Source organism: Castellaniella sp., assembly GCF_041675725.1.
Classification (GTDB): Bacteria; Pseudomonadota; Gammaproteobacteria; order Burkholderiales; family Burkholderiaceae_B; genus Castellaniella.
On sequence record NZ_JBAYTI010000029.1, the window covers coordinates 12765 to 38802 of the forward strand.

The 26038-nt window shown below is 64.5% G+C and carries 21 protein-coding genes and 1 tRNA gene; 4 read left to right on the forward strand and 18 right to left on the reverse strand.

The window, feature by feature from the left end; genetic code table 11:
- The first annotated feature begins 24 nt into the window (after nt 1–24).
- Nucleotides 25–3249 carry a type I restriction endonuclease subunit R gene (locus tag WCZ84_RS07690; protein WP_372685682.1) on the forward strand — a complete coding sequence of 1075 codons (3225 nt, stop codon included), beginning with the start codon at nt 25–27 and terminating at the stop codon, nt 3247–3249.
- A 21-nt stretch (nt 3250–3270) separates the two neighbouring features.
- Here the strand turns inward: WCZ84_RS07690 and WCZ84_RS07695 are convergent, their stop codons facing one another.
- The 11 genes from WCZ84_RS07695 to WCZ84_RS07745 form a co-directional block, all read right to left on the reverse strand.
- Nucleotides 3271–3468: a hypothetical protein gene (locus tag WCZ84_RS07695; RefSeq protein ID WP_372685683.1), complete on the reverse strand. Its 198-nt coding sequence runs from the start codon at nt 3466–3468 to the stop codon at nt 3271–3273.
- A 157-nt stretch (nt 3469–3625) separates the two neighbouring features.
- Nucleotides 3626–3702 (reverse strand) — tRNA-Arg (locus WCZ84_RS07700).
- Nucleotides 3703–3753: 51 nt separating this feature from the next.
- Nucleotides 3754–4758 carry an FAD:protein FMN transferase gene (locus WCZ84_RS07705; protein ID WP_372685684.1) on the reverse strand — a complete coding sequence of 335 codons (1005 nt, stop codon included), beginning with the start codon at nt 4756–4758 and terminating at the stop codon, nt 3754–3756.
- The gene (locus WCZ84_RS07710) at nt 4755–5336 is read right to left on the reverse strand and encodes a nitrous oxide reductase accessory protein NosL (RefSeq protein ID WP_372685685.1); all 582 of its coding nucleotides are present in this window, start codon (nt 5334–5336) and stop codon (nt 4755–4757) included. The genes WCZ84_RS07705 and WCZ84_RS07710 overlap by 4 nt, the downstream gene beginning before the upstream one ends.
- Nucleotides 5333–6163, reverse strand: a complete 831-nt coding sequence (locus WCZ84_RS07715; protein ID WP_372685686.1) for an ABC transporter permease — start codon at nt 6161–6163, stop codon at nt 5333–5335. Before WCZ84_RS07715 ends, WCZ84_RS07710 begins: the two co-directional genes overlap by 4 nt.
- Nucleotides 6160–7062, reverse strand: a complete 903-nt coding sequence (locus tag WCZ84_RS07720) for an ABC transporter ATP-binding protein (protein ID WP_372685687.1) — start codon at nt 7060–7062, stop codon at nt 6160–6162. Before WCZ84_RS07720 ends, WCZ84_RS07715 begins: the two co-directional genes overlap by 4 nt.
- Nucleotides 7059–8345 (reverse strand): nitrous oxide reductase family maturation protein NosD, encoded by a 1287-nt coding sequence (locus tag WCZ84_RS07725; RefSeq protein ID WP_372685688.1) that lies wholly within the window; start codon nt 8343–8345, stop codon nt 7059–7061. Before WCZ84_RS07725 ends, WCZ84_RS07720 begins: the two co-directional genes overlap by 4 nt.
- 5 nt (nt 8346–8350) lie before the next feature.
- A complete protein-coding gene (gene nosZ / locus WCZ84_RS07730) occupies nt 8351–10249 on the reverse strand; it encodes a TAT-dependent nitrous-oxide reductase (protein WP_372685689.1) in 1899 nt (632 codons plus the stop codon).
- 46 nt (nt 10250–10295) lie between these two features.
- Nucleotides 10296–12692, reverse strand: coding sequence for a 4Fe-4S binding protein (locus WCZ84_RS07735; protein WP_372685690.1), 2397 nt, complete (start codon nt 12690–12692; stop codon nt 10296–10298).
- An 84-nt stretch (nt 12693–12776) separates the two neighbouring features.
- Nucleotides 12777–13427: a DNA-3-methyladenine glycosylase gene (locus WCZ84_RS07740; protein ID WP_372685691.1), complete on the reverse strand. Its 651-nt coding sequence runs from the start codon at nt 13425–13427 to the stop codon at nt 12777–12779.
- Between the two features lie 2 nt (nt 13428–13429).
- Nucleotides 13430–14473: an adenosine deaminase gene (locus WCZ84_RS07745; protein ID WP_372685692.1), complete on the reverse strand. Its 1044-nt coding sequence runs from the start codon at nt 14471–14473 to the stop codon at nt 13430–13432.
- A 109-nt stretch (nt 14474–14582) separates the two neighbouring features.
- Between WCZ84_RS07745 and WCZ84_RS07750 the strand changes: the two genes are divergently transcribed.
- The 3 genes from WCZ84_RS07750 (at nt 14583) to WCZ84_RS07760 (ending at nt 17348) form a co-directional block, all read left to right on the forward strand.
- Nucleotides 14583–16214: an acyl-CoA dehydrogenase family protein gene (locus WCZ84_RS07750; protein ID WP_372685693.1), complete on the forward strand. Its 1632-nt coding sequence runs from the start codon at nt 14583–14585 to the stop codon at nt 16212–16214.
- A 175-nt stretch (nt 16215–16389) separates the two neighbouring features.
- Entirely contained in the window at nt 16390–16863 is a 474-nt protein-coding gene (locus WCZ84_RS07755) for a thermonuclease family protein (RefSeq protein WP_372685694.1), read from the forward strand.
- 2 nt (nt 16864–16865) lie between these two features.
- Nucleotides 16866–17348: a DUF1178 family protein gene (locus WCZ84_RS07760; RefSeq protein WP_372685695.1), complete on the forward strand. Its 483-nt coding sequence runs from the start codon at nt 16866–16868 to the stop codon at nt 17346–17348.
- 60 nt (nt 17349–17408) lie between these two features.
- Here WCZ84_RS07760 and efp read toward each other — a convergent pair whose 3' ends face one another.
- The 7 genes from efp to prpC form a co-directional block, all read right to left on the reverse strand.
- Complete coding sequence (efp, locus tag WCZ84_RS07765; RefSeq protein WP_372685696.1) at nt 17409–17966, reverse strand: elongation factor P; 558 nt, start codon at nt 17964–17966, stop codon at nt 17409–17411.
- A 77-nt stretch (nt 17967–18043) separates the two neighbouring features.
- Nucleotides 18044–19150 carry an elongation factor P maturation arginine rhamnosyltransferase EarP gene (gene earP / locus WCZ84_RS07770; RefSeq protein WP_372685697.1) on the reverse strand — a complete coding sequence of 369 codons (1107 nt, stop codon included), beginning with the start codon at nt 19148–19150 and terminating at the stop codon, nt 18044–18046.
- Between the two features lie 2 nt (nt 19151–19152).
- Nucleotides 19153–20346 carry a DUF2863 family protein gene (locus tag WCZ84_RS07775; RefSeq protein ID WP_372685698.1) on the reverse strand — a complete coding sequence of 398 codons (1194 nt, stop codon included), beginning with the start codon at nt 20344–20346 and terminating at the stop codon, nt 19153–19155.
- Between the two features lie 64 nt (nt 20347–20410).
- On the reverse strand, nt 20411–22996 hold the full coding sequence (gene acnB / locus WCZ84_RS07780) for a bifunctional aconitate hydratase 2/2-methylisocitrate dehydratase (protein ID WP_372685699.1): 2586 nt from the start codon (nt 22994–22996) through the stop codon (nt 20411–20413).
- Between the two features lie 162 nt (nt 22997–23158).
- The gene (locus WCZ84_RS07785; protein ID WP_372685700.1) at nt 23159–23461 is read right to left on the reverse strand and encodes a GNAT family N-acetyltransferase; all 303 of its coding nucleotides are present in this window, start codon (nt 23459–23461) and stop codon (nt 23159–23161) included.
- Nucleotides 23451–24902, reverse strand: a complete 1452-nt coding sequence (locus WCZ84_RS07790; protein ID WP_372685701.1) for a bifunctional 2-methylcitrate dehydratase/aconitate hydratase — start codon at nt 24900–24902, stop codon at nt 23451–23453. Before WCZ84_RS07790 ends, WCZ84_RS07785 begins: the two co-directional genes overlap by 11 nt.
- Before the next feature lie 25 nt (nt 24903–24927).
- Nucleotides 24928–26038: 2-methylcitrate synthase (gene prpC, locus WCZ84_RS07795; protein ID WP_372685702.1), on the reverse strand; the 1111-nt coding region annotated here is incomplete at its 5' end.

The window sequence follows — 26038 nt, forward strand, 5'->3', positions numbered from 1 at the left end:
GACAGAGCAGGTAAACGACAGCTCATGACCGAAGACCAACTCGAACAGGAAGCGTTGGGCTGGCTGGCCGAAGTCGGCTACAGCGTTCATTATGGCCCGGACATCGCCCATGATGGCCCCGATCCGCAGCGTGACAGCTACAGTCAGGTCATTCTGGCGCAGCGGCTGCGCGCGGCCATCGCTCGGTTGAATCCGGGCCTTCCGCCTGCTGCTCTGGAAGACGCCTTCAAGCAGGTGGAAAACCTGGGTGTTCCAATTCAGTTGGCGGCCAACCGTGCTTTTCACAAGCTGTTGGTCAACGGCGTGCCTGTGCTGTATCAGCAAGACGGCGAAACCCGGGGCGACCGGGTCCGGCTGATCGACTGGGACGCACCAGATCACAACGAATGCTGGGCGGTCAACCAGTTCTCGATCAAGGGCCGCTTCCATACTCGCCGGCCCGATATGATTCTGTTCGTCAATGGTCTGCCGCTGGTTCTCATCGAGCTCAAGAACAGCGTGGACGAGGCCGCCGACATCTGGAAGGCATACGACCAGATCCAGACTTACAAGGCGCAGATTCCAGACGTTTTTGAATACAATGAAATCCTGGTTGTCTCCGATGGCTCGGATGCCCGGTTCGGATCATTGTCGGCCAGCACCGAGCGCTTCATGCAGTGGCGCACGATCGATGGCGTGACGCTGGACCCGCTGGGCCAATTCAACGAGCTGGAGACCCTGGTACGCGGCCTGTTGGCGCCCGTTTGGCTGCTGGATTATCTACGCTATTGTGTGCTGTTCGAAGAGGACGGCGCGCTCGTCAAGAAAATCGCCGGCTATCACCAGTACCATGCGGTGCGCCTGGCTGTTGAACACGTGGTGCAGGTTTCCCGCCTGCAGGCGGGTGAAGCAGGGCGTGGCAAGGGTGGCGTGGTTTGGCACACCCAGGGTAGCGGCAAGAGCATCACCATGACCTGTTTCGCGGCGCGGGTGATGCAGGCGCCAGCCATGCAGAACCCCACCATCGTGGTCATCACAGACCGCAATGATCTGGATGGGCAGCTGTTTGGTGTTTTCAGCCTGGCCGAGGATTTGCTGCGCGAACGGCCAATACAAGCTGCCACGCGCCAGGATCTGCGTGCCTTGTTGGCCAACCGCCCATCGGGCGGCATTATTTTTGCAACCATCCAGAAATTCATGCCGGGTGAGGATGAAGACACTTTCCCGCAGCTCTCTAACCGCAGCAATATCGTGGTCGTCGCAGACGAGGCCCACCGGACACAATATGGCTTCGATGCCAGGCTTAGAGCCCGCAAGCTCAAGCCAGCAGGCGGCACGACGGTTTATTCGCACAGTTCCAGTGACCATCCTGCTACGGTACTGGCGACGGAGTTCGCTGGAGCAGAAGATTACCAAGTCAGCTACCAGGTCGGTTATGCCCAGCACCTGCGCGATGCCCTGCCCAACGCGACTTTCGTGGCTTTCACCGGTACCCCGGTCAGTAGCGCGGACCGCGATACACGCGCGGTGTTTGGTGATTACATCCACATCTACGACATGCAGCAGGCGAAGGAAGATGGCGCGACCGTCGCCATCTACTACGAATCACGCCTGGCAAAAGTTCGGCTGGATGACGCGCACCTGCATACGCTGGACGATGAGGTCGACGCGCTGGCCGAGGATGAAGAGGAACAGGCCCTGGCCCGCTTGAAGTCGAAATGGGCAGCACTGGAAAAAATCGTGGGGGCGGAGCCTCGCATTACCAGTGTGGCTGCCGACCTGGTCGATCATTTCGAAGAGCGCAACAAGGCCCAGGAAGGCAAGGCCATGGTTGTGGCCATGAGTCGGGATATTTGCGTGCATATGTATGATGAAATCGTCAAACTGCGGCCCGCTTGGCACGATGAGGATCCGGAAAAGGGGGCCATCAAGGTGATCATGACCGGCAGCGCGAGCGACAAGGCCTTGTTGCGCCCGCATATCTACAGCGCCCAAGTGAAAAAACGCCTGGAAAAGCGCTTCAAAGATCCGTCAGACCCGCTGCGGATGGTCATTGTGCGCGACATGTGGCTGACGGGCTTTGATGCGCCGTGTGTCCATACCATGTATATCGACAAGCCCATGAAAGGCCACAACCTGATGCAGGCCATTGCACGCGTGAACCGCGTGTTTCGCGACAAGCAGGGCGGTCTGGTCGTCGATTACATCGGCATCGGCAATGAGCTGAAAGCGGCCATGAAGGAATACACGGCCAGCCGCGGCCGCGGGAAACCCACCGTGGACGCTCAGGAAGCCTTGGCCGTCATGCTGGAAAAACTAGACGTCCTGCGTGGCCTCTTGCATGGCTACGATTATTCGGGCTTCAGGGTCGGTGGCCACAAGACGTTGGCCGGGGCCGCCAATCATATTCTGTCGCTGCGTCCGCCGCCAGGGCAGAAAGACGGCGAGCAGGGTGGCAAGAAGCGTTTTGCCGATGCGGCGCTGGCGCTGAGCAAGGCCTTTTCCCTATGCTGCACGCTGGAGGAAGCCAAGGCGCTGCGCGAAGAGGTTGCGTTCATGCAGGCGGTCAAGGTCATCCTGACCAAGCGTGAAGTCAGCGCACAGAAGCAAACCGATCAGCAGCGCGAAGTGGCTATTCGCCAGATCATCAACCAGGCAATCGTCAGTGATAGCGTGGTTGATATCTTCGATGCCGTGGGTCTGGAGAAACCCAATATCGGTTTGCTGGACGATGCGTTCTTGGCGCAGATACAGGGTATCCCCGAGCGTAATCTGGCGGTAGAGCTGTTGGAACGCCTGCTGGAGGGTGAAATCAAGAGCCAGTTCGCCAGTAATCTGGTGCAGCAGAAGAAATTCTCGGAAATGCTGGAGCACGTCATCACCCGCTACCAGAATCGCAGTATCGAGACGGCCCAGGTAGTGGAAGAACTGGTTCATATCGCGCGGACCGTCCAGGTTGCGGTAAATCGTGGCGAAAAGCTGGGTCTGACTGATGACGAAGTTCGCTTCTATGACGCCCTGGCCGATAATGAATCGGCTGTGCGTGAACTGAAGGACGATGTTCTGAAGAAAATCGCGCATGAACTCACCGAAAGCTTGCGCAAGAACCTGACGGTCGACTGGTCGCAGCGCGAAAGCGTGCGGGCCCGCCTGCGGCTCATGGTGAAACGCATCCTGCGCAAATATCGCTATCCCCCCGACATGGCCGAGTCGGCAACCGAGCTGGTTCTGAAGCAGGCCGAGGCGTTGGGGGAGGCGTGGGGAGAGTGACGTTGCGGCGCCCGCTGACCCCTATCGCTTGGCGTGCTTGAATGCCGCAACCGTGAGCTGGGCTGCGACCTCATCGATGTCGTCGATTTCATCGCCGCTGTCATCGACTTCCTTCAGGTTGGCCCTTATTGCGAGGTACTGTCCCACGACATCCGCGGCCCGTGCCCGGTGCTTCCTGCTGACCCTGCTTTCCAGCATCTTGCTTGTTGCTTTCGACATACCGTTCTCCATTTGACTGATGATATGAGTATGCCAGAAACCCGAAGCTCCATTCTGTGGCGGCAAGCGCCTGGGCGACAGTGATCTGGGCAAGAAAAACCCGCCCAGGCGTTGCCCCCTGAGCGGTTTCCAACCTGTCGATGCAACAGGTACATTCTGGCGCGGCTGGCAGGATTCGAACCCACGACCCCTTGGTTCGTAGCCAAGTACTCTATCCAACTGAGCTACAGCCGCTAAAGAGGCGTCATCATACCATGTTCTCTGCTGGGCATGTGGCGCTTTTGCTTAACCCAGGTGCATCAATGTGCGGCTGCCCGCGGGCAGCAACCAGGCCTGGATCGGCAAGCGCGCAACTATACCACGAATTTCAGCCTCGGGCATGTGCGAGAACGCCGTGGATAGAGCGTCGGCCGTGGTCGCGTCGGCAGCGCGCACGGTGACGCTGCGCCACAGCGGTACCGCACTGCCCGACGCGGGGTTGAATAGATGGGTGAAATGGCCGGCTGGATCCAGCGGGGTACCGTAGCCACCCGACGTCGCCAGCGCCTGCCGGGCGCCATCCAGCGGCAGCGTTTGCAGCAGCTGGCCGGGTTCATCGGGGTTGGCAATCCCGGCGCGCCACGGGCGTTCGTCGCCGGGGGCCCCCAGCGCCCGGGTTTCGCCCATGTCGACCAGTGCGCGGTCCAGGCCGTGGGCGTGCAGCAGCTCGGTGACGCGGTCGGTGATGTAGCCTGGCGCGATGCCGTTCAGCGTCAAGGCCATGCCGGGGCGCTCCAGCACGATGGCGTCGTCATCCAGGCGGACGGCGCGGTAGTCGACCCGCGCCAGCGCTTCGTGCAGTGCAGTGGGCTCGGGTGGCAGGGGCCGGCCGCTGCGCACCTGGAGGGCATACAGATCCCATAGGGGTTGCACGCTGGGGTCGAAGCGGCCCTGGGTCTGCTCGCTGAAGGCCAGGGCGCGGGTGAGCAGCTCGGCCAGCTCGGCCGGTGGCAGCGGCAGGCGGCCGGTGCGGTTCAGGCGCACCAGGGCGCTGTCTTCACGGTACAGGCTGAAGATGCGCTCGAGCCGCTCTACCTCGGCCACGGCCATGCGCACCAGCGCGTCGGCGTGGGCCCGGTCGGGATGCAGGATCTGCAGCTGGGCGTCCGCGCCCAGGGCGATGCCGCGCCAGGTGACGGGCTCGAGTGGCGGATTGCGCAGCGCAGCCTGCAGAGGCGCAGTGCTCAGCAGCGCACTGCTGGTGGCCAGGATACCCAGGAAACGGCGGCGGGTTGGAATGGCAAGTGTCATGATGAAGGGGCTCCGGCAGGTTGGGGTGCCGCAGGGCGGTTGGACTCCGGGTTGGGTTCTACATAGCGCAGCACATAGTCTTCGGGCATGTCTTTGAAGCCGACGATGCGCCCGCCGTGGTCCTGGGCGAAGGCCTGGGCCTGTTCCAGGTGTTCGAAGGGCAGGGCATCGGGAGCGCCCATGGCGCCCACGGTATCGCTTTCGATGACATAGTGCGCGGCATGGGCGTCGATCCAGGCCTCGTCGGGCGGATTGCCGTCGGGGCCGGCACGGCCCATGTCCTGAACGTAAATGGCGACGATGGCCTTGGGTTCTTCGGGCAGCAGGGTGTAGGCGAAGACTTCGCGGATGGTGGAGAACCAGACGGGATCGGCCTGGTCGCGCAGCAGGATCTGCCCCTTGGGCCCGATGTGCTCGACCAGGAACATGCCGCAATAATGGCCGATGGCTTCATCCGTCATCACGGCAGGGGAGGAAGACGCTTTGTCGTTGCCTGGGTCGCCGCAGCCGCCCAGCAGAACGGCCAGCCCCAGCGCGGCGGCCGCCAGCAGCCGGTGGGGGGCCACGGCGCGTTTCATAGGGCTCTCCGGTTGAACACGTAGGCGGCCAGCGCGAGCGGCAGGACGATCCACAGCAGCTGTGCCAGCAGCAGGGTGATGGGTGACAGCGTCACCTGGCCGCTCAGGCCGGCCATGCCGGCGTACATGGCGATGTTTTCGTGACCGGTCAGGTTGAGCAGGCGGTAGACGTCGGCCGGATTGAAGAGCAGGATCACGTTCAAGATGGCGTCCGTGATCAGGCGGCCCTGATCGGCCACCAGGATGCCCAGCAGCACCATGTCGTAGATTACCACCAGGAACAGCCAGACGCCGATGGCCAGGCCAGCGGCGGTAGCGCGTTCCTGTACCAGGGCGCTGATCAGGTAGCCCAGGGCCAGAAAGCTCGCGCCGAGCAGGATGCTGGCGGCGATGAGCAGGCCGAACGGACCCCAGGCGGTGGGGTCGAATTCGCCATGCGCCACTTGCAGGGCCACGCCCGCTACCCCATAGCCCAGCAGCGTGGCCAGCGACAGCGTTGCCAGATGGCCCAGGAATTTTCCGGCCAGCACTTGGGCGCGCGAAACGGGATAGCTGAGCAGCAGGGCCATGGTACCGCGGTCGATTTCACCGACGATCGCGTCATACGACAGCAGCATGGCGATGAGCGGCACCAGGAAGATCGACAGGCTCGAGAGGCTCACCACGGTCACGGTCAGCGGGTCGACCTTGACCGAACCGGTGGGAGCGCTGCCCAGAAAGCCCAACGACAGGGCCAGCATCGCCAGCAGCAAGGTGACGGCCAATACCCATCGATTGCGCAGGCTGTCGCGGATTTCCTTGCGGATCAGGATCAAGGTCGGGCTCATGCATCCTCCCGGTGCAGAAACTGGGCATACATTTCATCCAGCCCGGGGTGGTCCAGCTCGAGGTCGCAGACCCCTGGCACGTCGTGCGCGGCGCGCAGTACGGCGAGCTTGTCGCGTTCGGCGCAATGACGCTCCAGGCGCCGCGCCGCGATCGGGCGCCATTCGGCCAGCGGCTGGGCAAGCGGCTCGGTGAGCGTGAGCCGGATGCGCACGGGCAGGTCCGCCTGCTGGCGCAGCTGACTGAGGCTGCCGTCGGCGATCTTGTGGCCCTTGCGCAGGATGACGGCGCGATCGGCCAGGCCTTCGAGCTCGGCCAGGGCGTGGGTGGACAGCAGGATGGCCACCCCCTGGTCGCGCAGCTCGCGCACGATGTCGTAAAACAGCAGGCGCGAGGCCGGATCCAGCCCCGAGGTGGGTTCGTCCAGCAATAGGATGCGCGGCTGGCCCAGCAGGGCCTGGGCCAGGGCCAGGCGCTGGCGCATGCCCTTCGAGTAGCCACCCACCCGCCGGCGGGCCGCCTCGGCGATGCCCACGCGAGACAGCAGTGCGGCGTTGCCGGCGGGGCTCAGCCCCTTGAGGCGGGCATAGAATTCAAGCGTCTCCACCCCCGTCTGTGATGGATACAGCGCAACGGTTTCAGGCAGGTAGCCGATGTGGCGCCGGCTGCGCGCGGCGGCGGGCGTGCCCGGGGTTTCACCCAGCACGCGCACGGTGCCGGATTCGGGCCGGATCAGCCCCAGGATGAGCTTGATCAGCGTGCTCTTGCCCGCCCCGTTGTGGCCGGCCAGGATCACGCACTCGCCGGGATCCAGGTGCAGGCTGACTTGGTCGACGGCATTCAGCTTGCCGTAGCGTTTCGTGACGGCGCGCAGTTCAATCGGAGATCCGGTGACAGTCATGGCAGGGTCTCGTACTTCTTCCAGGTGGCGGATTCGGGCGCGGCCATCAGCGGGGCACTGTCGACCACGCCGCCGGGCAGCAGCGCCGGAAATTGGGATTGGGCCCAGCGCACGATGGCTACGGCGGGGCTGTTCAAAAGCAGGCGGGCGCTGGGGGCCCGCCAGATGACCTGGTCGATGATGCCGTTGGGCCGGTAGGCGGTATCGCCGATGCCGTCGCCGTCCAGGTCGAAGGCGGACAGGTCCGACCAATAATTGCCACGCCCTTCGTGCGACCATTCCAGGACGCGGGTGCCCACGTACTTGACCTGGTTCTGGTTCTGCAAGAAGGCATTGCCGTAGATTTCATTGCCTTCGGAACCGGTGTAATGGACGCCGGTGGCGCAGTCCTGAAAGAAATTGTCGGCCAGGAGATTGAAGTTCGAGTTGTACACGAATACGCATTTGTCGCCCTGCACGACCACGTTGCCGGTGATGATCGAGTCGTCTGTGGCGTTCAGCAGCAAGCCCTGGGCCCGGCTTCCTACTGCGATGTTGTCGGTGACCGTGAGGCGGCGCGAGAACATGATGGCGTAGCCGATGTCGTTGCCCAGCGAGACATTGTCGCTGACCTGGCTGTCGTTGGTGTACATGTAGTGCACGGCATAGCGCACGTGCTGGAACGTGTTGCGTGCAAACAGGTTTTCGCGGCTGTTGTTGGAAAAAATGCCGTCGCGGCCTTCGCTGATGCCGTTGTCCAGCACCTGCGAGCCGGGGGCGTTCCAGACAGTGATCCCGTTGCCGCGCTCGTTGACGCGCAAGCCCGTATTGCCCACGATGCGGTTGTGCTCGACGACGGCATCTTGCGCGCCCCACAGGTACACCCCCACGGAATTATCCAGGATGTCGTTTTCCACGATATGCGCGCGGGTCGCCAGCTTGTCCAGAAACACGCCGGCGTCCATGTCCGGCAGGCTCAGGCCCGAGTGGCGTATGGTGAGATGCTTCACGGTGACGTCAGGCGCCTGGATCCACACGCTGCGGCCTTTGCGCTCGCCCAGGATATGGGCGCTGCGATCTTCGGGGCCCAGCAGGGTGAGCGGCTTGTCGATTACCAGGTTGCCGGGATATTCGCCGGTCGCCAGCCGCAGGGTGTCGCCCGGCTCGGCCGCTGCGATGGCCGCCTGCAGCTTGCTGCCTGCGGGCACGTGGACATCGGCGGCCGGGGCCATTCCCGGGGTGCCCGAGAGGGCTGCCCCGGCGGCCAGGGCGGCCGCCGTTTTCAGGAATGGGACAGTGGCCATGTTGCTCAGGTGTTTTTCGGCTTGACGTTCATCTGGCCGGACATTTCCATGTGCAGGGCATGGCAGAACCACTGGCAGTAGTACCAGTGCACGCCGGGGCGCGACGCCGTGAAGGTGACCGAGGCCGTGGCCTGGGGGCCGACTTCCATGGCAATGCCGTAGCCGCTGAGCGTGAAGCCGTGGGTCAGGTCTTCGATGCGCTCCATGTTGGTGACGAACACGGTGACTTCGTCGCCTTCATTGACCTCGAAGTTCGACAGGCTGAACACGGGCGCGATGGCCACCATGTAGACCCGCACCTTGTTGCCATCTCGGATCACGTTGGCTGCCCCTTCGAGCGTGACCCCGTCCTTCTCGGCCCATTTGCGGGCGTCTTCCCACATGGGGTCGTCGCGGTCCCAGATGTGCTTGGGCCGTACGAACGAGCGGTGCACCAGCAGCATGTCGTGCGGCTCTGCAAAGCTTGGGCCATCGTGCACCAGCTTCATCTCGTCGCCCGAGATGTCGATGAGCTGATCGTTCTCGGGCTTGAGCGGGCCCACGTTGAGGAACCGGTCTTTCGAGAACTTGTTCAGCGACACCAGCCATTTGCCGTCGGCGTCCTTGGTTTCGCCCATGGTGGTGTGGTTGTGCCCGGGCTGGTATTGCACATCGAGCTTCTGGACGATGGGATCGACGTCTTCGCCCTTGTAGGCGCGTATGGCCTTGTCGATGTTCCACTTGCACATCTGGCTGTCGATGAACAGGGTGGTGTAGGCGTTGCCGCGTCCGTCGAAGGCCGTGTGCAGCGGGCCCAGGCCCAGTTCGGGCTCGGCCACGACCACGTCGCGCTCGGAGATCTTGTCGTCGAACAGGTCATCGAGCAGGCGTACGTCGATCATGGTGACCGTGGGCGACAGCTTGCCGTTGAAGACGATGTGGATGCCGTCCGGGGCCGCGTTGCAGCCGTGCGGCGAATTGGGCACGGGGATGTAGCGCGTGTATTTGGAGCCCTTGCGGCCGTCGACGACCGGTACGCCATTCATTTCGGTGTAGTCGCCGTTCTTGACGGCCTCTTCGATGCGCTTGATGTTGAACACCACGGCCCAGTCTTGCTCGTTGGCCGACATTTCGGTGACGTTCAGGCCTTTTTCCGAGTTGTAGCAGGTGGCAAAGGCGTACTTGCCCTGATAGTCGGCGTCGCCGTTGTCGAGGTTGCCGTCGACCAGCACCTGCCAGGCGATTTCCATGGTGTCGCCGTCCACCGCGGTGTAGATCGCCCAATAGTTGTCCTTGGGGTTCTCCATCACCGTGCCGTCGTTGGGCAGGGGCACGATGTGCTCGCCGTTGCAGAACACATAGCCGGTTTTCGGGTAGCGCTGCGGGCGCAGCCCGTGGATGCCGTCGGCGTTGGGGATCTCGATGATCTTGTCGGTCTTCATCACGTCGCAGCGGATACGCGCCACGCGCGTGTTGGCTTTGTCGTTGACGAAGATGTAGCGCCCGTCGTAGGTGCCGTCGGTGAAGGACATGTGCGGGTGGTGCAGGTCGCCGTTGGGCAATACGCCGCCGATGGTCTTGATGTACTCGCGCGTGGCCGGCGTGAGGTTGCCGTTGAGGATCTTCAGGCTTTCATTGGTGCGGCCCCAGCCCGTGGCGCTGCACATGTTGAAGACCGGAATGCGCATGAGTTCGCGCATCGAGGGCAGGCCCATGATGCGCAGTTCGCCCGACTGGCCGCCCGAGTTGAAGGCGTAGTATTCGTCGAGCTCGCCGGGGGCGATTTCGTATTTCTGCTGGCCTTTGCTGTCTTTGGCATTGGCGCTCAGGTGGGTCGCGCCGACGGCGGCAGCCCCGGTGGCCGCTGCCGCGCCGAGGAAGCCGCGCCGGCTCAGGATGGGTTTCTCATTGGTGGGGTCGGACATGGAGGTCTCCCTGGGGTTGGATGACAAGGCCTGGAAAGGGCCGCTGCTATGAAGGAGTGGATGCTGCAGGTTGATCGTCGGCCACGCGTGGGCGCACCGTGGGCTTGCGCTTGGCGATGACTTCGCCCGGAATGGCCGTATCGATTTTGGGGGCCGGCTTGTCACGCCTGAGCCGGGCGTTTTTCTGGATCAGGTGCGGACAGCGCTTTTCGTTGTGATAAAGCTGCTGGCAGTTGAGGCACTGGATGCATTCGTTGGGGTTGATGTCGCCTTCGGGGTTGATGGCCTGGACCGGGCATTCGATCGCGCACAGCTGGCAGGGGTTGCCACAGGTCTTGTAGCGGCGCAGCCAGTCGAAGATGCGCAGGCGGGCCGGGATCGCCAGGGCCGCGCCCAGCGGGCACAGGTAGCGGCAATAGAAGCGCTCGACGAACAGGCCGGCCAGCAATAGCAGCGCGGCAAACACCACGAATGGCCATTCGCGCATGAACTTCAGGATGATGGCCGTCTTGAAGGGCTCGACTTCCGCGTATTGCTCGGCCAGGCCCAGCTGGTACAGCGAGACCCCGAACAGCAGCAGGAAGATGATGTATTTCAGGCCGGCCAGCCGGGTATTCAGGCCGTGCGGCACCTTGATCTGCGGCACGCGCAGTTTCTTGGCCAACTGGTTGGTGAGTTCCTGCATCGCGCCGAAAGGACACAGCCAGCCGCAGAAGGCGCCCCGGTTCCAGAAGATCAGCGACATGGCGGTGGCCACCCAGAGGATGAAGACCACGGGATCCATCAGGAAGTATTCCCAGCTGAAGTCGGTGCGCAGCGAGGTGGTGAAGGTAAGCACGTTGACCACCGACAGCTGTGCCTGGGCATACCAGCCGATCCAGAACAGCGTGAAGATCAGGAAGACCGTGCGGAACACTTTGTAGAAACGTTCGTAGCGCACCAACTGGTTCTGGAAGAAGAACACCATGATCAGCGTGATGAGCGCGATCGAGATGATGACGATCTGCCCCGTCTTGGCCAACCACATTTGTTCCCAGAGCGCGGGGCCGTCATCGGCGTAGTAATCGTCTGCGCTGTAGGGGGTGGCAGTGGCTGCCACCGTGCCCGGCGCCGCGGAACCCGCGGCCGCCCCTGGGGCCGCAAGGGCCGCCGCAGCCGGTGCTGGCGCGGGACGGCTCGCGTCTACGGCCATGAAGGCATCGGGCAGATCGTAGTTGAGCACGAACGTGGTGAAGGCTTTTTCTTTCACGCTGATGACGCGTTGCACGGTCAGTTGCAGGCGCCAGGGCTCGGTTGGGTCGAAGTCTGCGTCTTCGGGCACGGTGAACAGGGCGATTTCCTTGAAACCTGGGGCGCCCGCCGCCATCAGGTCGGCCAGCCGCTGGTGGTCCAGGTCGGTGAAGCGAAAGCCGTTCTCGTTCTGGATGATTTCGATGCGGTCGAACACGCCCCCGCGCACGTAGCCCGAGCCCTTGAACGAGTACGGCCCGTTGCCAGCCACCAGGATGGCCTGCTGGTCTGGCTTGAGGCGGTCACGCAGGTATTTGTATTCGATGTCGCCCAGCAGGCTGCGGCCGATGGTGGGCACGCTGACCAGCGCCACGTACAGGTCGGCGAAGAGGTCGTCTGGATCGCCCGCTTCGGGGCGGTCGATGGCGCCCTGGCGGCCCGTCTTCGCGAAGGCGTCGTTGACGTCTGCCACCGAGATGGCCAGGTGGCCGACGGCACCGTCGGCCAGGAGTGCGTCCCAGGACTCGGTGCCGGTCTTGCTCATGTCGATGACCTTGTGCACTGCCTGCGTAGCTTCAGCCGGGGCTTCCTGGCCGATGTGGTAACGACGTGCGAGCACCATGACCGAGCGCGTGATGCTGTCGCCCACCACCATCAGGGTGACCGTTGCGCCGCTGACGATGTCGACCGGGGGCGGTTCGCCGGGTCGGGGCGGGTTCTTGATGTAGTTCTTGCCGATGTAGCCGTCGATGAAGTGCTCGACCTTGGATTCGGGGATGCCGATCAGTACGATGGGTTCGTGGTGCTCGACCAGCCGCGCGCCGACGATTTCGCCATCCAGCGACAGGCCGATCAGGACGTCGATGGGCTTGCTGGAGTAGCCGCGCGTGTTGACGATGTCGGATGTGAGGTAGACGTAGCCCAGCAGTTTGTCGCCTGCGTAGGCCCGGGCGATGGGGGGATCGCCTTCGGCTGGCCCGAAGCGGTCGGCGCCGGGCACGATATCGCTCGGGCTGACTTTGTCGAGAAAGCCGCCCAGCCGCGGCCCCTTGACCTGGGCGGTGCCGGCCATGCCGAAGCGGAAGGCCTGTTGCGTGGGCGACTGGGTGGGTGCCTGGGTTTGTGCAAGCCCGACAGACGATGCGATCAGCGCGATGCAGAGGAAAATGACAGACAGGATCCCGGTCCGGCCCGGGGCAAATACTTTGAGCATGAGTGATCAGTCAGTCGGCGAAAGCATGTGCGTATGGTAGCGTTGCACTGCATTGCCGTTCTTGCGCCAGATCAAGAACACGGCTTATTTCGAGGGGTGTGCGCGCTGGGCTTTTGAACGTGGCGGGCGGCTGACGGCGGGGTGGTTCAGAATGTAGAAGCGCAGCGGCCGATTGGCCCAGTCGGGGCCGGCGTAATCCACGCCGATGCGTGGGCTGCTGGCCACCTGGATGGGGGCGGGGGCCTGGTCGCGGGCTAGCCATAGGGTCGAGCCGCACATGTCCAGGCCGTAGTGTGTCATATCGACCCCCATGGCGCGGCACAGGCGCCCCGGACCATTGGTGGCGCCGCGCAGATCCTGCACGGGGGCAAGCGCACGCAGCAGCACCGCAGTGCCGCTGCCTTCGGGCCCGGTGACGACGTTCATGCAGTGGTGCATGCCGTAGATCAGATACACGTAGGCATGCCCGGGCGGGCCGAACATGGCGCGGGTGCGCGGGGTGCGCCCGCGGGCCGTGTGTGCGGCGAGGTCGCCCGGGCCCAGATAGGCCTCGACCTCGACGATGCGCCCGATGCGTGTATGGCCGTCTGCCTGGTGCACCAACAGGCAACCAAGCAGATCCGGCGCCACCTGTTCGGCGGGGCGATCGTAGAAATGGCGGCCCAGGCGCTGCAGTTCGCCCCGCAGGGCATCATCCGGGGTGCGCAGTTTGTCGAGCGGATCGCGCCCTGGCATGCTCAGGCCTGGCCCGCCCGCAGGGCCAGTTGGTCGAGCAGGCGGGACTTGTCGGGGGCCGGCAGGAATGACGCGCGCAGGCTGTTGGCCGCCAGCGTGACCAGTTCGTCGTGCGAAAGGTCGAGCGCGCGGGCCGCGGCCACATAGTTGTCGAGTAGGTAACCGCCGAAGTAGGCCGGGTCGTCTGAGTTGAGCGTGATGCAGGCCCCGGCGCGCAACAGGCGCGCCAGGTTGTGGTCTTCGAGCCGCGCCACCACGCCCAGTTTGAGATTGGACAGCGGGCATACGGTCAGCGGCACCTGTTTTTGGATCAGCGTTTTGAGCAGGGCGGGCTCATCGGCACTGCGAACCCCGTGATCGATGCGCTCGGCGCCCAGCAGCTCGAGGGCCTGCCGCACGTAGCTGGCCGGGCCTTCTTCGCCGGCGTGAGCCACGCGGCGAAAACCCAGCTCGCCGCAGCGGGCGAACACCCGCGCGAATTTCTCGGGCGGGTTGTCGCGCTCGGCGGAATCGAGCCCCACCCCGATCCAGAGGTCTTGGTAGGTTTCGCGCAGGGGCAGGGCGGCCTCGAGCGTGGCCATCGCGTCTGCCTCGCTGAGGTGGCGCAGGAAGCTAAGCAGCAAGCCGCTGCTCAGGCCCCAGTCATCCCGGGCCTGGCGCAGTGCCGAGGCCAGCCCGGCGAACACCGTGTCCATGGCGACGCCGCGCGCGGTATGGGTTTGCGGATCGAACATGATTTCGGCGTGTACGACGCCATCGGCCCGCGCGCGCCGCAGCCAGGCGCTGGCGAGATCGTGAAAATCCTGCTGAGTGACCAGCACGCCCGCCCCCGCATAGTAGAGGTCCAGGAAAGACTGCAGGTCGGTGAATTGATAGGCGCTGCGCACCGCCTGCACGTCTGGCCAGGGCAGCGTCATGTGGTTGCGCCGGGCCAGTTCGAACATGAGTTCTGGTTCCAGCGTACCTTCGATGTGTACGTGCAGTTCGGCCTTGGGCAGGTTGCGCAGCCAGCGGCGCAGATCGGCATCGTCGGTGGGCAGGGTCATGGCGTGTCCATGCATTCTTGCGTGCTGGCATTATAAGCCGCCCCGGCTGTCCAAGGCCGGGCATCCCGGGTAGACTGTCTCTTGAAGCATTGCACACAAGGGGGCGATCATGGCATGGATGTCTGCAGAGGCAGGGGCGGCGGACAACCTGGTGCCAGACCTGCCGGCGCACAACCTGTTCCAAAGCTGTACGGCCCTGGTCGAGGGGGTTCAGCGTACGGTGGGCGACGCGGCATTGCCGGACCTGTACGCCTGGGGGCAGCGCCTGGGCCAGCCCGAGCTGTTCCGCCTGGCGGCGCAGGTCAACCGGGACGGCCCGGTGCTGCATCCCTACGACCGCCTGGGCCGGCGTATCGATGCGATCGAATTTCCGGCTGGCTGGCATCGGTTCCTGGCCCTGGCTTTTGCGCAAGGCATGCATGGCAGCGCCTGGACCGAGCCCGGCCCGGGGGCCCACGCCATCCGCGCGGCGCACTATCTGCTACATGGCCAGGTCGAGGCGGGTTCATTGTGCCCCATCACCATGACCAGCGCGGCCATTCCGCTGCTTGCGCGCGAAGACTGGTTTCCAGCTTTGCGCCCGTTGCTGGCTGGCCGGGCCTACGACGCGGCCGATGCGCCGCTCGACCGCAAGCAGGGCATGATGGTCGGCATGGGCCTGACGGAAAAGCAGGGGGGCACCGATCTACGCCGCAATACCACGCAGGCTCAGGCCGCCGAAGACGGCGGGTTCCGGCTGACGGGCGAAAAATGGTTCGTATCGTCGCCCACCTCGGATGCGCACTTGGTGCTTGCGCTCGAGGGCGAGCGGCATTCCTGCTTTTACGTGCCGCGCTGGACCCCCGATGGCCAGCGTAATGCGCTGCGCATACTGCGCCTGAAAGACAAACTCGGCAACCGTTCCAATGCCAGTGCCGAGGTCCGCCTCGAAGGCGCCTGGGGGCGGCGCGTGGGGGAGCCCGGCCGGGGCATCGTCACGCTCATCGAGATGGCTGCCTACACGCGCATGGATTGCGTGCTGGGCAGTACGGCGCTGCTGCGTCAGGCCTTGGTGCAGGCGATCCACCATACCCGGCATCGGCAGGTGTTCGGGCGGTCGTTGGCCGATCAGCCCCTGATGCAGCAATTGCTGGCCGACGTGGCGCTCGAATCCGAGGCAGCCATCCTGCTGTGCCTGCATCTGGCACAGGCCTTCGATGCCCACGACGACGCAGCCCAATTCCTGCGCCGCTTGCTCACCCCGGCGGCGAAGTTCCGGATCTGCAAGCGGGTGATCGGGGCCGCGGCCGAGTGCATGGAGGTCTGGGGCGGCAATGGCTACATCGAAGACGGCCCCATGGCGCGCCTGTATCGTGAAGCCCCCGTCAATTCCATCTGGGAAGGCTCCGGCAACGTCATGTGCCTGGATGTACTGCGCGCGGCCCAGCGCCATCCGCAGGCCATGCAGGGTTTTCTCGATGATCTTGGCCAGGCGCACGATGCACCGGCCCTGCGCCAGGGGGTTGCACAGCTGCGCGGGCTGCTGGCCATGGCGCCCGATGCCCTCGAGCGTCAGGCGCGCCGGGTGGCCGATACCCTGATCCTGCTGGTCCAGGCCGATCTCGTGCTCCGCCATGCGCCTGGCTGGGTGGCCGAGGCCTTCGTGGCAAGCCGGCTGGTTGCGGGCGGCAGCGCGCTATACGGCGCCGGCTCCGTACAGCTTCCCGCCGCGCGCCTGCTGCAGCGGGCCTGGCCCGGCTGACGCCATGGCGACGCAGCGCACCCCAGGGTCATCGGCGAGCCCGTGTGCACCGTATACAATAGGGCGCTTTGGTTTTTTTCGCGGCCGTGTCGGGCGGCCTGCCCTCGCGCATTTGTGGGTCTTGTGTGGGGCCCTGTGGCTGGGGGGCGCCGCTTGGGCGGCCGACACTTATGTCGTGTCCGGTCGCGTCGTGAATGTAGCCGATGGCGATACGCTGACCCTGCTCGTCCAGGGGCAGCGCCAGCGGATACGCTTGGCCAGTATCGATGCGCCCGAAACCGGCCATGGCCGCATGCGTCCGGGTCAGCCGTTCGGGCAGGCTGCGCGGCGCGCTCTGGCGCAGCGGGTGGCCGGCCAGACGCTGACGCTCACCTGCTACGAGCAGGACCACTACGGCCGCGAGATCTGCGATATCCCGCTGTCTGGCGGCGAGACCGTCAACCGGCTGCTGGTTGCGCAGGGTCTGGCCTGGGCCAATGAGCAGGGGGGTGGAAAATACCTGCGCGACCCTGAACTGCGGGTGCTCGAGGCCCGGGCGCGTGAGCAGCGCCTGGGGCTGTGGCAGCAACCTGGCGCCGTGCCGCCCTGGACATGGCGCTGGAAATGCTGGAACGCTCTTGAAACCGGGGCATTGACCCCGATCTGCTGACTATGACTATCAAAGTATTTGACCTTTCCTGCGAGCATGATCACCTCTTCGAGGGGTGGTTTGCCTCTGCGCAGGCTTTCGAAGATCAGCAGGCCCGCGGGCTGGTGCGTTGTCCGGTGTGCCAGAGCATGCGTATTACGCGTCGTGTCTCGGCCCCGCACCTGAACGTCAGCCACCTGCGCGAGCAGGTACCGGCTCAGGGGCAGCAGACCCTGCCGCAGGGGCGGGCGGCGGTGGCGGCGCCGTCGGTCAGCCAGCTCAGCCGGATGCAGGCCGAAGTCCTGCGCCAGATGCGGCGCATCCTGCAGCAAAGTGATGACGTCGGGGTGCGTTTCGCCGACGAGGCCCGGCGCATGCACGAAGGCGAAATCGCCGAGCGACCGATCCGGGGCACGGCCACGGCAGAAGAATGCAAGGAACTGGTCGAAGAAGGCATCTCCATCATGCCCATCCCCGAATTCCTGGACGACGACCGCCTGCAGTGACCGGCAGTAATGGCCGTCTGTGGTAGGCGGGCCGCGCTTGGCCCGCCCCGCGGCACCGGCCTAAATGACGCGGCTGCGGTATTCGTGCGTGCGGGTGTCGATTTCGATCTTGTCGCCGATGTTGCAGAACAATGGTACGGCGATCTCGAAGTCGGTGGAGATCTTGGCGGGCTTGAGCACTTTGCCCGAGGTATCGCCCTTGACGGCTGGTTCGGTGTAGGTGATCTCCCGCACGATGATGGTGGGCAGCTCGACCGAAATCGCACGCCCCTCGTAGAACACCACCTGCACGGTCATGCCTTCTTCCAGGTAGTTCAAGGCATCGCCCATGCTGTCGGCTTCGACTTCGTGCTGGTTATATTCCTCGTCCATGAAGACGTACATGGGCTCGGCATAGTACGAATATGTGCACTCTTTGTTTTCGAGCATGACCAGCTCGAATTTTTCGTCGGCCTTGTACACCAGTTCGCTGGCTGTGCCGGTGAGCAGGTTTTTCAGTTTCAGCTTGACCACGGCCGCGTTGCGGCCCGACTTGTTGTATTCGGATTTCTGTACCACCAAGGGGTCGTTGCCGACCATGATGACGTTGCCAACGCGCAGTTCCTGTGCGGTTTTCATAGGGTGAGGCTCCGGGGGTAAGTGCCCCGAATGCAGATTCATGTGTCGAGGCAGAACTGGAAAATCAACCCAGTATTCTAGCGCGTTTGCAGGTGCTGCATGCAAAAGACGACCAGGCGGCTCGCCAGGTCGTCTTGTGCGGCCAGTTGCCTGCTGTGTCGCCGCGCCCGCTTTTGCCAGGCACCCCACGCCGGGGGCGAGAGCGCCTGCCGGGCCGCCTGGGCGACCGCGCCGGGGTCTGCCGTGTTCCAGGCCGTCAGCAAGCGTGTCGCTTCGGGGGGCAGGGGCAGCGCATCCAGCCAGGCCGCCAGCTTGGTGAGATGGGCGCCGTCCGCCTGGGGGTAGAGCTGCCAGACCAGCGGCTGGCCGGCCCAAAGCGCGCGGACCAGCGAGTCTTCGCCGCGCACGAAATTCAGGTCGCAACACCACAGCACGTCATCGAAGCGGGCCTGGGGTAAGAACGGAATGGATCGCACCCGCAGTGCGCCCTGGTCGTGCAAGCCCGGCGGGATATCGCCGGGCACCAGCAGCCAGGTGGGTTGGGTATTGTGCGCGAGCGCCTGCTGCAAGCCTGCCACGGGCGCGTGGGGGTACGCGAAGAGCAGCGCGCAGCGCGTCTCGGGCCGCAGCGCACGCGTGTCCAGCCCGGTCAGGGCGTGAAGCCGTTGGCGCCGGTCCTGTTGGCGGGCCCCACGGCGCCGCGCCAGCAGATCGGCTTCGCGCAGCAGGCCACCGCTCGCCGGGGTGAACCCCGGAAAATAGAAATATTTGACGGCGCCACCGGCCTGGGGCGATGGCAGGCCATGGCAGTCTTGCGCCCAGGCTTCGGCGCTCAGGTACTCCAGATTGATCCATACGCAGCGCTGCCCGGCGATGGCGGCCTGGTAGGCTGCGGGCAGGGTGCAGGCAAACGCTTCCAGCACGACTCCATGGCGCGGCGGCGCGGCCTGGTTGGCCCGCTCCCACGCGCCGACGTGTACACCGTCGATGATTTGTACGGCCTGCCGTGGATCCAGGGCTGGCAGCAGGCGGGCCAACGTCGGCAGGCCGTCGATCCACAGGCGCACTGCGTGCCCGCGCCCGGCCAGCTGCCTGGCCAGGCGCCAGCACACGCCGGCATCGCCGTAGTTGTCGATGACCTGGCAGAACAGGTCGAATGCGATGCGGGCGGCAGGCTGGGACACCTTCAGTGCAACTGCAGCGGGTCCGGATCGATTTCTTCAGGGAGCTCGGGGTGCTGCATTTCGCCGGCCATGTTGGGAAAAAAGGGCGTGCCGCAGTCTTCGCAGACTTCGCAGTGCTCTAGGCCGGGCACCCGCCGAACGTTCTGGATGCCGCATTCATGCAGCAGTGTCGCGATGGTGGCGCCCGTATCGACCGCGTCCGGGTCTTCTTCTGGGCGGGCTTCCTCGCGGCTGAGCGTCGGCCAGACGCAGCCGTAGATCACGTCATCGTGGTCGCGCATGCTGAAACCGATGCGGTATTCTTCGATGCTGTTTTCGCCGCAGGCCACCAGGGCGGCCTGCAGCGCGGAGCCCGGCAGGTTGGCTGCCGTCTGCAGCCAGGTGGCTGCCGCCTTCAGCGTCATGGGGCGGATGTTCTGGTCGGCCTGGCGCGTACTGCTGTAGTAGGCATCCGGCACGGGATAATCGACCTGGCAGCCGGTGAAGACCGGTTCGAGGACCCGTGCGCAGCCTGCGGCCCAGCGTTGCTGCGTGGTCTCGAGCGTGTTTGCGGCGCGCAGTGGCTCGGTTTGCCACTTGAAGACGGGTTCGCCCTGCGGCACCACCACGCAGCCGATCAGGAAGAAAGCATCGGCGAGCAGTTCACCCATTTCTTCATCGGGTTTCAGCGTGGGCCAGTCGCGCTCTTCGCCCAGGGCGCGCAGCGCCAGCGTCTGCACCCAGCCGTGCGTATCCTGGAAGGTGCGCGGCAGGTGCTCGAAGCGCAGGAAGTGGGGAAAAAAGCAGAACCGTGCGTGGTCCTGGAAGACGGCATCGGCCAGCAGGTCCGATAGAGCCTGCCGTACGCCGTCGCCAAAAATGCCTGCGGGCAGCTGGTAGCGCGTCCAGGCCAGCATCGGTGCCGAAAACAGCAACGCCTGCCAGTTTTGCCCGGCGAATTCGAATTGCAGTGACTCGGAGCAGGATTCGGCCAGGTCGACCAGAGATTCATACCCTGGACCCTGTTGCTCGATCAGGTGCTCGAGTGCTTTTTCGGTGTGATGATTGTGCCGTGCCGACAACGTCTTGATCAGCGTATCGGCGAGGCGGCCTTCCCACCAGGCTTCTTCGAGGCGGGAGCGGGAGCGCGCATGCGCGTTGGCGAGTGCGACCAGTGCTTGGGCGCGTCGTGGCAGGGGGGCAGGTCGGACAGGCATGATACTGCAGCAAGTGGTATGTTGCCGCTAGTGTACCGCGGCCGTGAGGCCGCGGTGGGGGGGGTCAGGCGCTGACGGTGTCGGCGGCCGTCGTGTAGTCTTCGATGCGGTCGAAGTTCATGTAGCGGTAGATGGATTCGCTGTCAGTGGCCAGCAGGCCCATGTGCTCGAGATACTCTGCCTGGGTCGGGATGCGGCCCAGGCGCGAGCAGATGGCCGCCAGTTCGGCCGACCCCAGGAACACATTGGCGTTCTTGCCCAACCGGTTCGGGAAATTGCGCGTGCTGGTGGAGAACACTGTGGCTCCCTCGCGCACCTGCGCCTGGTTGCCCATGCACAGAGAGCAGCCCGGCATTTCCATGCGCGCCCCAGCTGTGCCGAACGTGCCATAGTGGCCTTCTTTGGTGAGTTCGCCCGCATCCATCTTGGTGGGTGGAGCCACCCACAGCTTCGAGGGCAGATCGCGCTGCCCCTGCAGCAGCGTGGCAGCTGCCCGGAAATGGCCGATGTTGGTCATGCAGCTGCCGATGAAGACCTCGTCGATCGGGGTGCCGGCGACGTCCGACAGCGTCTTCACGTCGTCGGGGTCGTTCGGGCAGGCCACGATGGGTTCGGTGATGTCGGCCAGGTCGATCTCGATGACGGCCGCGTAGTCGGCGTCGGCATCCGGCGCCAGCAGTTGCGGATCATCCAGCCAGGCCTGCATGTTTCTGATGCGCCGCGACAGCGTGCGCGCATCTTCGTAACCGTTGGCGATCATCCATTTGAGCAGCGTGATATTGCTGTTCAGGTATTCGATGATGGGTTCCTTGTTCAGGCGCACCGTGCAGGCGGCGGCCGACCGTTCGGCCGAAGCGTCGGACAGTTCGAAGGCCTGTTCCACCTTCAGGTCGGGCAGCCCTTCGATTTCCAGGATGCGCCCGGAAAACACATTTTTCTTGCCCTTTTTCTCGACGGTGAGCAGGCCGGCGCGGATGGCGTACAAGGGGATGGCGTTGACCAGGTCGCGCAGCGTGACGCCGGGCTGCAGGGTGCCCTTGAATCGCACCAGGACCGATTCCGGCATGTCCAGCGGCATGACGCCGGTGGCGGCGGCAAACGCCACCAGGCCCGAACCGGCTGGAAAGCTGATGCCGATCGGAAAGCGGGTGTGTGAATCCCCCCCGGTGCCCACCGTATCGGGCAGCAACATGCGATTCAGCCAGGAGTGGATGATCCCGTCGCCGGGGCGCAGCGACACACCACCCCGGGTGCTGATGAAGGCGGGCAGCTCGTGGTGCATCTTGACGTCTACGGGCTTGGGGTAGGCCGCGGTGTGGCAGAACGACTGCATCACAAGATCCGCTGAAAAGCCCACACAGGCCAGATCCTTGAGTTCATCGCGCGTCATGGGCCCCGTGGTGTCCTGGCTGCCGACCGAGGTCATGCGGGGTTCGCAGTAGGTGCCGGGACGCACGCCCTGGCCTTCGGGCAGCCCACAGGCCCGCCCCACCATCTTCTGTGCCAGCGTATAGCCTTTGCCAGTGTCCGCGGGGGCTTCGGGGTGGCGAAACAACGTGGCCGGTGCCAGGCCCAGCGCCGTGCGTGCGCGTGCCGTCAGGCCGCGCCCGATGATGAGCGGGATGCGGCCGCCCGCGCGTACTTCGTCGAGCAGCACGTCCGATTTCAGGGCGAAGCGGGCGATGACGGCGCCGTTCTTGAGCACAGTGCCGTCGTAGGGGCGCAGTTCGATCGTGTCGCCCATGTGCATGCCCGAAACATCCAGTTCAATGGGCAGGGCGCCTGAATCTTCCATCGTGTTGTAGAAGATGGGCGCGATCTTGCCGCCCAGGCACACGCCGCCATAGCGCTTGTTGGGCACAAAAGGGATGTCTTCGCCGGTATGCCAGATCACCGAATTGGTGGCGGACTTGCGTGACGAGCCAGTGCCCACCACGTCGCCCACGTAGGCCACCAAGTGCCCGCGCGCCTTGAGCGCGTTGATGAGCTTGATCGGGCCGACCTGGCCCGGGGCGTCGGGCTCGATGCCGTCGCGGGGGTTCTTCAGCATGGCCAGGGCGTGCAGCGGGATGTCGGGCCGGCTCCAGGCATCGGGTGCCGGCGAGAGATCGTCGGTATTGGTTTCACCGGTCACCTTGAATACGGTGAGGGTCAGGCTCTCCGGGACCTCGGGCCGGCTGGTGAACCATTCGGCCTCGGCCCAGCTTTGCAGTACCTCGCGGGCGAGGGCATTGCCCGCCTGGGCCTTTTCTTCGATGTCATGAAAGGCATCGAAGACCAGCAGGGTTTTTTTCAGGCCTTCGGCGGCGGTGGCCCCGACGTCGGGGTTGTCCAGCAGTTCGATCAGGGCGCCGATGTTGAAGCCGCCCAGCATCGTGCCCAGCAGCTCGGTGGCGTGCCGGGCATCGATCAGCGGGCAGGTTTCCTGGCCGTGGGCCAGCGCCGCCAGATAAGACGCCTTGACCTGTGCGGCGTCGTCCACCCCCGCCGGCACGCGGTGGGTGAAGAGCTCCAGCAAGAAGGCTTCTTCGCCGGCGGGCGGGTTTTTCAGCAGGTCGATCAGGTCCGAGGTTTGGCGGGCGGTCAGGGGAAGCGGGGGAATGCCGATGGCGGCGCGGGCCGCCGCTTCGAGACGATAGGAATCAAGCATGGAGGGCCTTGTGGCAGGTTGTCGAATCGGCGCCATTTTAGGGCAAGCCGGTCAAACAGGCAACAGTCTTATATAAGATATAAGACTGGCCGTCGCGCCCACGGCGCACCCGTCCCACAGCCGGCAATCGGTCTGTGGGATGCGCGCGCGAAGCGGGGGCAATCAGGAGGCGAGCAGATCCTGGTATTCGGGGTGCCGACGCATGTACGCCGCCACATATGAACAGGTGGGGCGCACCTTCCAGCCTTTGGCGCGTGCGGTCTCGAGCCCCTCGTGCACCAGGTCGGCCGCCACGCCGCGCCCGCCGACGGCGGGCGGGACTTCGGTGTGGTGGAATATGGCCACCCCGTCGTGCAGCACGTATTCGAGCACGCAGACGTGACCGTCTTCCAGGTGGACGAAGCGCTGGGCCGCTGGCTCGTGCGTGACGGCCCGTGCCGTCGGGGGCGTGGGTTCAGATGACATACAGATCCACGTACTCTTGCACCGGCATGGCCTCGAGCCTGGCCTGGTCGAGCGAGACGTCCAGGATGCGCTGTTGTTGGCGTTCGGGGAACTGGCGCGCCAGATTCGTGCGGAACTTGGCCTCGAGCAGGGGGATGCCTTCGGCGCGGCGTCGCTTGTGGCCGATCGGGTATTCACAGACGATTTCATCGAGCTGGGTGCCGTCGTTGAATTCCACGGTCAGTGCGTTGGCGATCGAGCGCTTTTCGGGATCGTGGTAGTCGCGCGTGAACGCGGGATCTTCCACGCAGACCATTTTGTCGCGCAGGATATCGATACGCGGATCGGCGGCGATGCTGTCTTCGTAGTCGGCAGCTGTGAGGCGGCCAAACAGGATGGGCACGGCCACCATGTACTGGATGCAGTGGTCGCGGTCGGCCGGGTTGTGCAGCGGGCCTTTCTTGTCGATGATGCGGATGCAGGCCTCGTGGGTGCGGATGGTGATCTTCTTGATGTCCTCGGCCGTCTTGCCCACGGTTTTGAGTTGCTCGTGGATCTGCATGGCCACTTCGACCGCAGTCTGTGAGTGGAACTCGGCCGGGAACGAGATCTTGAAGAGCACGTTTTCCATGACGTACGTGCCGTACGGGCGCTGGAACTTGAACGGCTGGCCCTTGAAGAGTACATCGTAGAAGCCCCAGGTGGGGGCGGTGAGTACCGATGGGTAGCCCATTTCGCCGGTGCGCGCGATGAGCGCCAGGCGCACGGCGCGGCTGGTGGCGTCGCCCGCTGCCCAGGACTTGCGGCTGCCCGTGTTCGGGGCATGGCGGTACGTGCGCAGGCTTTGGCCATCGACCCAGGCCAGCGAGACCGCGTTGATGATTTCGTCGCGCGACAGGCCCAGCATCTGGGCCACGACCGCCGTGGATGCGATCTTGACCAGCACGACGTGGTCGAGCCCCACTTTGTTGAACGAGTTCTCGAGCGCGATGCAGCCCTGGATCTCGTGGGCCTTGATCATGGCCTCGAGGACGTCGCGCATGGTCAGGGGCGCCTTGCCCGCGGCCACGGCCGTGCGTGAGAGCCAGTCGGCCACGGCCAGGATACCGCCGAGGTTGTCGGACGGATGGCCCCATTCGGCCGCCAGCCAGGTGTCGTTGAAGTCCAGCCAGCGGATCATGGCGCCGATGTTGAACGCGGCCTGCACCGGGTCGAGCTGAAACTGGGTGCCGGGTACTTTGGCACCGTTGGGGACTTGCGTGCCGGGCACGATAGGGCCCAGCAGTTTGCGGCAGGCGGGATATTCGAGCGCCTCGAGCCCGCAGCCCAGGGTGTCGATGAGGCAGTTGCGCGCGGTCTCCAGCGCCAGGGCGCTGTCGATCCGGTAGTCGAGCACGTAGTCGACGATATCCACCAGGACCTGGTCAGGCTGGGGGCGGACGTTGGAAATAGTCGCAGACATAAGGTTTCCTTTGAAGAGTTGCGGCTTATTTGCGTTTCGCCAGCGGGATGAATTTGAGATCTTCGGGACCCACGTAATTGGCCGTGGGGCGAATGATCTTGTTGTCGACGCGCTGCTCGAGGATGTGCGCCGACCAGCCGGTGGTGCGGGCGATCACGAACAGGGGCGTGAACATGGCGGTGGGAACCCCCATCATGTGGTAGGACACGGCCGAGAACCAGTCTAGATTGGGGAACATTTTCTTGATGTCCCACATCACGGTTTCAAGGCGTTCGGCGATGTCGAACATCTTGGTGGAGCCCGCCTGCTTGGACAGCCGCTTGGACACGGCCTTGATGACCTGGTTGCGCGGGTCGGACACGGTGTAGACCGGATGGCCGAAGCCGATGATGACTTCCTTGGCTTCGACGCGCCTGCGGATGTCCGCTTCGGCTTCGTCGGCGTTGTCGTAGCGTTTCTGGATTTCGAACGCGACTTCGTTGGCGCCGCCATGCTTGGGACCGCGCAGGGCGCCGATGGCGCCGCAGACGGCCGAATACATGTCGGAACCCGTGCCGGCGACGACCCGACCTGCGAAGGTGGAGGCATTGAATTCATGTTCGGCATACAGAATGAGCGAGGTGTGCATCGCGCGGACCCACTCGTCGCTGGGCGCCTCGCCGTGCAGCAGATGCAGAAAGTGTCCGCCGATGCTGTCGTCGTCGGTCTCCACCTGGATCACGCGGCCATTATGGCTGTAGTGGTACCAGTACAGCAGCGCCGACCCCAGGCTGGCTATCAGCCGATCGGCGATGTCGCGCGCGTCGGGCGGGTTGTGGTCGTCTTTTTCGGGCAGCACGCAGCCCAGGGTCGACACCGCCGTGCGCATCACGTCCATCGGGTGGCTGGCGGCCGGCAGGGACTCGAGCACGGCCTGCACCTGCAGGGGCAGGCCGCGCAGGCGGCGCAGCTTTTCCTTGTACGCGGCGAGTTCTGCTTTGTTGGGCAGCTTGCCATGGATGAGCAAGTGGGCGATTTCTTCGAATTCGCAGGTTTCCGCGATGTCGAGGATGTCGTAGCCCCGGTAATGCAGGTCATTGCCGCTGCGGCCCACGGTGCACAGGGCCGTGTTGCCGGCGGCGACCCCCGAGAGGGCA